Here is a 6,919-nt window from a genome sequence, read left to right as displayed (position 1 = left end):
CCCCCCCCCCCCCCCCGGACCGGATCGCAGCAGCGCCGGCATCGTCCTGGCGCGGGACGATCTCGCTGCGAACTGGCGCGGCACCACCCCGATCCTCTGCGTCTCGAGCCGCGGTCCCTTCGACGAGGCGGCGACCCTGATGCTGAGCCAGATCCTCGGCCGCCATGGTCTGGCCGCCCAGATGACCTCGCTGGCCGACCTGCGCGCCGACAAACGGCCCGAACGCACCGACGAGATTGCGATGATCTGCTTCTCCTATCTCGAACCGGTCAGCCTCTCGCAGATCCGCCTCACCGTCCGCCAGGCCCGCAAGGAGCTTCCCGGTGTGAAGGTGCTCGTCGGGTTCTGGCGCGAGCGCGATCCCTCGACCCTCGACCGCCTTCGCCGGACCACCTCCGCCGACGTGCTGGTGACCTCCCTCAACGATGCCCTCGACGCGGCCCTGCGCTATGCCGCGCCGGAGCGGGCGGGACGCGGCTGAGGCCATGACCGCTCGCGACCCCGCCCAATCTCATGCCGCCACCGATGGGCTTCTGGCCGGTATCACGGAGGCGGATGGGTGTCCTTTCCGCGCGGATGAGGACCGGCTCGCCTTGTCCGGCCTCCGGGCCGGGCGCGAGGATCTGCTGGCGCGCATCCCGACCGGCGAAGCGGCTCCCCCATGGTGGGACGGCAGGCATCGCGGCCTCGGCCTGTCCCGCGCGCATCTCGACGGAGCCGATCTCGTCGAGGCCGACCTGTCCGGCGCCAACCTGTCCGGCGCCTCCCTCGTCGGGGCACTGGCGCGCTCGGCCCGGTTCGAGGGCGCCATCTTGGAGGAAGCGAATTTCAGCGAGGCCGATTGCAGCGGCGCGGATTTCACCGGCATCGTCGGCGGCGAAGCGCATTTCTCCGACGCCATGCTGGAGGACGCCAACTTCACGGGCGCGACGATGCGCTTCGCCCGGATGCAGCGTGCTCTGCTGGACGGCGCGACCTTCGCCCGCGCCGACCTCTGGGGAGCCGACTTCACCGGAGCGGATGCCGATTACAGCCGGTTCGATGGCGGCCGCCTCGATGAGGCGAACCTCTCCGACATGAACCTGACCTTCGCCAATTTCGACGGGGCGAGCCTCAAGAAGGCGCGTCTCACCGGCTCGCGCCTGCGCGGCGCAAGCCTCGCCGGCGTCGCCCTCGACGGGGCCGACCTGTCGGGGGCCGATCTGTCCGACACCAACCTCGTGCGCCTCAACTTGATGTCGTGCCGTCTGCGCCATGCGCGGTTCTCCGGCGCGCTCCTCACCGGCGTCCGCTTCCGGGTGGACCAGCTCGGCGGCGCGGTCGGTGAGGAGATCGCGGGCGAATACGAGGCCGCACAGGCGAGCTATCTCGCCATCGAGCACAACATGAAGAGCATCGGCAGCCACGACGAGGCGAGCTGGGCCTACAAGCGCGGCCGGCGCATGGGCCGGCTCCATGCCGGTGCCGAGGCGCGGGCGGCCTGGGCCCGACGGACCCGGGCGCCCCAAACCTGGAAGCCCGTCCTGCAATCGGGCTATCGTTGGGTCGCCGACCGGTTCGTGGAATGGCTGTGCGATTACGGGGAGAGCCTGTCGCGCATCGCCCGTGCCTTCGTGATCCTGATCTTCGTCTTCGGCGCCCTGTTCGGCATCGCCGGCGGGCTGATCCCCGAGGGCGGCAGCGGGGCCGCCACCTACAATCCCCTCGACCTCCTCAGCTACAGCGCCCTCAACATGATGACGGCGAACCCTCCCGAGATCGGCGTCAAGCCGGTCGGGAGGTTCACCAACCTCCTCGTCGGGATCGAAGGCGCCGCCGGGATCATCCTGATGGGCCTGTTCGGCTTCGTGCTGGGCAACCGGCTGCGACGATAGGCATTCGCCGGACGCGCCGTCCCCCGCACACCACCGATCCGTCATCGACATCACCGCGAGCCGCCCCGATGAGCACCCCGACCTCCTCCCGTCGCCTCTGGCGCTGGCGCAGCCCCAAGACGGTTCCCACCGCCCTGAAGGGGATCCCCGGATCACCTGTCGCCTTCGCCCTGTTCGCGGTCGCCCTCATCGCGGGCCTCGCCAACTACGTGTTCGCCGAGCGCAGCCGAACGGAAGCCACCCGCCAGCACGACATCATCACGCTGAACGAGCGCCTGCTCTCGACCATGAAGGACCTCGAGACGGGCATGCGCGGCTACACCCTGACGGGGCTGCCGAACTACCTCACGCCCTACAAACGGGCGCTCGACACCCTCGACGGACAGATCGGCGAGCTCGACCGGCTGGAATCGGAATCCGCCGACCCTGGAACCGCCCGGCGCCAGGAATTGCGGACCCTCATCACGGGTGAACGGGATTTCGCCCGCCGGGTGGTGGAAGCGCGGGATGCCAGCGGCTTCGAAGCGGCCGTGACCCTCGTCCGGACCGGGGAGGGCAAGCGCATGATGGACGGCATCCGCGAAGCCACCCGGGTCGGCCAGGACCATGCCCGCGACAGCCTCGCCCGCTCCGAGACGACGGAATTCTGGCGCGGGCTGATCCTGTCCCTCGTCTGCGCGGCCTCGGCCCTGGCTGCGATGGCGCTCCTCGGCCGCATCGCCCTGCTGCGCCGCCGTGACAGCCAGCGCATGACGGCTTTGCTCGACGGAGTTCTGGCCAACGCCCCCGTGGGCCTCGGCTTCCTCGACCACACCCTGTCGATCCGCCACATGAACCGCGCCCTGGAAACGATGAACGCGCGCGGATTCCAGGCGTCCCTCGGCGGCCCGATCTGGGCCGCCCTCCCGGAACTCGAAGACTTGCTCCGTCCGAAATTCGAGGCGGCGCGCGACAACGGCCTGATCACGCCCGATATCGACGTCGCGGTGCCGACCCCGAGTGCGCCGGGCGGCGTCCGCCATCTCCAGATCAGCGTCTATCCGCTGCCGGGCGCGGCGGGCCTCTCCGACGGGACGGTGGACGGCGTCGGTTTCGTCGTCACCGACGAGACCCTGCGCAAGCTCACCGAGGAGCGTACGCGCCAGAGCGAGCAGCGCTTCCGCTCTCTCACCGAGGCTACCTCCTCCATCGTCTGGGCGACTCCGCCGGATGGCGGCTTCACGGTCGCGCCGTCCGAATGGACCCGCTTCACCGGCCAGACGCCGAAGGAGGCCGCCGGCCACGGCTTCCTCGCGGCGATCCACCCCGACGACCGCGAGAAGACGCAACTCGCCTGGGATCATGCGGTCACCCACGTCACGCTCTACGAGATCGAGCACCGCCTGCGCCGCCATGACGGCGTGTGGCGCTACATGGCCGTGCGCGGCGTCCCCATCCTCGACGAGGCGGGGACGGTCCGCGAATGGGTCGGCGCCCATACCGACATCACCGCGCGCAAGGAGGCCGAGCAGGCGCTGGAAGCCGCCAAGGAAGCGGCGGAAGAAGCCAACCGCGCGAAAAGCCAGTTCCTGGCCAATATGAGCCACGAGCTGCGCACGCCGCTCTCGGCGGTGATCGGCTATTCCGAGATGCTGCAGGAGGAGATGGAGGATCTCGGCCAGGAGAGCCTGCTCGCCGACATGCGCAAGATCGAGTCGAATGCCCGTCATCTCCTCGGCCTGATCAACGACGTCCTCGACCTCTCGAAGATCGAAGCCGAGCGGATGGAGATCTATGCCGAGGCCTTTCCCGTGGGCGAGATGGTGCGGGAAGTGGCCTCCACCGTGGACGCCCTCGTGGCCAAGAAGGGCAATACCCTCGTCCTCGATCTCGCGGACGATCTCGGCATCGCCCATACCGACCAGACCAAGCTGCGCCAGTGCTTGATCAACCTTCTCAGCAACGCGGCGAAATTCACCGAGAACGGGCAGATCACCCTCTCGGCCGTGCAGGAAGGCATCGCCGGGTCCACCTCACTGGTCTTCCGTGTGACGGATACCGGCATCGGCATGAGCCCGGAGCAGCAAGCCAAGCTGTTCGAGCGCTTCACCCAGGCGGATGCCTCGACGACGCGCCGCTTCGGCGGGACAGGCCTCGGCCTTGCCATCACGCGGGCCTTCGCCACCATGCTCGGCGGACAGATCGACGTGGCGAGCCGGGAAGGGGAGGGAACCACCTTCACCATCCGGATCCCGGCGCAATACCGGGAGACCGCCACCGAGGCTCGGGAAGAGGCCCCCGACGGCTCCCCGGCGCAGCCGGCAGCCACGCCGAAGACCGGCGACCGGGTCCTGATCATCGACGACGACCCCGCCACGCGGGACCTGCTCACCCGCTTCCTCGAGAAGGAGGGCTTCCGGGTCGCGAGCGCGGCCGACGGCCGCGAGGGGCTGGAGCTCGCGCGCAGCCTGCGGCCCCGCGTGATCCTCCTCGACGTGACCATGCCGCGCATGGACGGCTGGTCGGTGCTGCGGGCCCTGCGCGCCGACCCCGATCTCGGGGCGACGCCGGTGATCATGGTGACGGTTCTCGACGAACAGAGCCTCGCCTTTTCCCTCGGCGCCACCGACTACCTGCACAAGCCCATCGAATGGGGGCACCTGAAGGAGGCGATGGAGCGTTTCAAGGCAGGGGCGTCCGATGGGCCGGTGCTCGTCGTCGACGACGATGCAGACGTGCGCGAGCGGATGACCGCGATGCTCACCCGCGAGGGCTGGCGCGTGGCCTCGGCCGAGCATGGCCGGGCCGGGCTGGAAGCGGTGGCCGTGAAGAAACCCTGCCTGATCCTTCTCGATCTGATGATGCCGGAGATGGACGGGTTCGGCTTCCTGCGCGCGCTGCGGGCGAAACCGGAATGGCGCGACATCCCCGTCGTCGTTCTGACCGCCAAGGACGTCACCGCCGACGACCGCCGGCGTCTCGCCGGCCAGGCCGACCGAGTGCTGCAGAAGGGCCAGCTCAGCCTGTCCGACCTCTCCGACGCCCTGCGATCCCTCGTGGCCTCATAAAGCGGTGGAGCTCAATTCCGACGCCGCGGCCGGCCGCGGCGTCGGCTCTGAAGCAGCGGGCGACGCCTCGATCCGCGAGCACAGGTCCCCGTCGAACATTGGCGGTCATCCTCAGGCGGGGAGACGGTTCGCGTCGGTTCAGATCGACTCGTAGGCGAAGAGGAGTGTGATCGTGGACAGGCCGATGAGGCCGATGACGAAGCAGATATCGGCGATCCGCTCCAACCGGAGAGCGAAGGGACGGCCATCGTCGAGGCGCATCGAGAGATACGAAGCCGCCGCACTGGCGAGAAACAGGATCGCCGTCAGCGAAACGGCCTCGTCCACATGGCTCGGGCCGATCCGGGCCTCGGCGATCTTCACCAATCCCACCAGCGTCGTGCAGACCCCGATCATCGTTCCCGCAGCGGGCAGGATGTGCCGAGAGAGGGCGCGGGTGCCGTACCCGCCCTTCGGGCTTCGTCCGTTCATGCGGAACTCCGGCGCTTGGAGGGTCGAGACCGCACGATCGCTGTCCCGTCGAGACCTGGGCACGACGACAGCGAAACGGGAAGGCCGGCCGGACATTTCCGGCCGGACGGCGAGCGGTCAGGTTGGGTTCTGCGGATCGATGGTTCCCGCTTCGGTCTCGGTTTCGCCGCCGGGGGCTTCGTCGAAGGCCTGCATCCAAGCCGCGTGATCGTCGCTTCCCTCGGAATAGGGGCAGCTTTCGCGTGTCCTGCCGTAGAGGCGGGCGTTCCGCCCCTTGATGAAAGGGCTGTCGCTTGCGGTGGCGCCGTCGCTCATGGTTCGTGTCCCATCCCGGATGTTGCTGGAACCTGGGAAACGCGGCAGCGGCGGGGAGGATCGATTGCGCCGTCACCCTGCGACGAAAAACCCGCCGCGGCGTGAGCCGGGCGGGTGAAGGGAGAGTCTCTTAGCTGAAGCATAACGGGCTCGCTCGCGGCCGGTTCCGTCATTCGCCCGGACGAACCGTTTCCCGCGACGCGACGTCCGAAGCTTGCGCGGCGCTCACCGGAATGGCAGTCCCGCCTCTACGTACCGCAACGGGAAGCAACCTTGTCCGCGCAAACGCAGACGATAGCCGGGATCGTCATTTATCATCCCGACCAGGCGAACCTTCTCCGTCTCGTCGGCGTACTGGCGCCCGACGTTCGGGAAATCGTGATCTATGCGAATTCCGCATTCTCCCAGCAGGACGAGGAAACCCTCCGCGCGGCGGCACACGGGACGGATCTGTCGGTGATGCGCCCCGGCAGCAATCTCGGCCTCGGTGTCGCCTATAACGTACTCCTCGACCACGCCACCAAGCGAGGCGCACCCTTCCTCCTGCTTCTCGATCAGGACAGCCTGCCACCGCCAGGTGCGATCCCACGGCTTGCCGCACTGCACGCACGGCTGGCGACGGCCGGAAAAAAGCCCGCCATCGTCGGGCCTCGCCCGACGGATTGGAGCGGCAAGCCGTTGCGATCCCCGCCCGAACAGGAGGGCGGCAGAGACGAGACGAAGGCGACCCGTGTCCAATTCGTGATTTCGTCAGGTTCCCTCGTGAATTGCGAGGTGGCGCGGGCCGTCGGTTCGTTCCGAGCGGATTTCTTCATCGACGCCATCGACATCGAGTGGTGCATGCGCGCCAATCACCTCGGCTACTCGATCTGGATGGCGGACGATGTTCTCATGGCACATGAACTCGGGCGCGGCCTGATCCGGCTCCCTTTCGGCCTCTTACTCACCGACCAGCCGCCGCGGCGGCTCTACACCTTCCTGCGCAACCAATTGGCGATGCTCCGCATGGCGCACGTGCCGCTCGCCCACAAAGCCAAGACACTGCTGGCCCTTCCCCTGCGCGTCGCCGCATACCTCGTCCATAACCGCTTCTCGAGGGAGACACGGAATGCTCTCTGGCACGGCCTGATCGACGGCGCCCGCGGCAAGCTCGAAACGCGAGAAAGCGTGCTCGGGAAATCCTCGCCATGATAATTCTCTCAATTACAGTTC

Annotated in this window: 5 protein-coding genes and 1 pseudogene; 4 read left to right on the top strand and 2 right to left on the bottom strand. The window is 68.2% G+C overall.

Features of this window, described 5'->3' with window-relative positions; genetic code table 11:
- The 3 genes and pseudogenes from RQI43_RS11970 to RQI43_RS11960 form a co-directional block, all read left to right on the top strand.
- Nucleotides 1-481: pseudogene (locus RQI43_RS11970) on the top strand (AI-2E family transporter); the annotation flags it as partial.
- Nucleotides 482-485: 4 nt separating this feature from the next.
- On the top strand, nt 486-1,874 hold the full coding sequence (locus tag RQI43_RS11965; protein ID WP_056427349.1) for a pentapeptide repeat-containing protein: 1,389 nt from the start codon (nt 486-488) through the stop codon (nt 1,872-1,874).
- A gap of 68 nt (nt 1,875-1,942) precedes the next feature.
- On the top strand, nt 1,943-4,921 hold the full coding sequence (locus RQI43_RS11960) for a response regulator (RefSeq protein WP_311275283.1): 2,979 nt from the start codon (nt 1,943-1,945) through the stop codon (nt 4,919-4,921).
- 138 nt (nt 4,922-5,059) lie between these two features.
- Here RQI43_RS11960 and RQI43_RS11955 read toward each other — a convergent pair whose 3' ends face one another.
- Both RQI43_RS11955 and RQI43_RS11950 read right to left on the bottom strand, forming a co-directional pair.
- Nucleotides 5,060-5,392 (bottom strand): hypothetical protein, encoded by a 333-nt coding sequence (locus RQI43_RS11955; protein WP_056427239.1) that lies wholly within the window; start codon nt 5,390-5,392, stop codon nt 5,060-5,062.
- Between the two features lie 117 nt (nt 5,393-5,509).
- Nucleotides 5,510-5,707: a hypothetical protein gene (locus RQI43_RS11950; protein ID WP_056427242.1), complete on the bottom strand. Its 198-nt coding sequence runs from the start codon at nt 5,705-5,707 to the stop codon at nt 5,510-5,512.
- Between the two features lie 273 nt (nt 5,708-5,980).
- Between RQI43_RS11950 and RQI43_RS11945 the strand changes: the two genes are divergently transcribed.
- Entirely contained in the window at nt 5,981-6,898 is a 918-nt protein-coding gene (locus tag RQI43_RS11945) for a glycosyltransferase (protein ID WP_311275282.1), read from the top strand.
- Nucleotides 6,899-6,919: the final 21 nt, after the last annotated feature.

Origin of the sequence: Methylobacterium sp. WCS2018Hpa-22 (assembly GCF_031843785.1) — a bacterium.
GTDB lineage: Bacteria > Pseudomonadota > Alphaproteobacteria > Rhizobiales > Beijerinckiaceae > Methylobacterium.
This window is presented reverse-complemented; position numbering and strand designations above follow the sequence as displayed.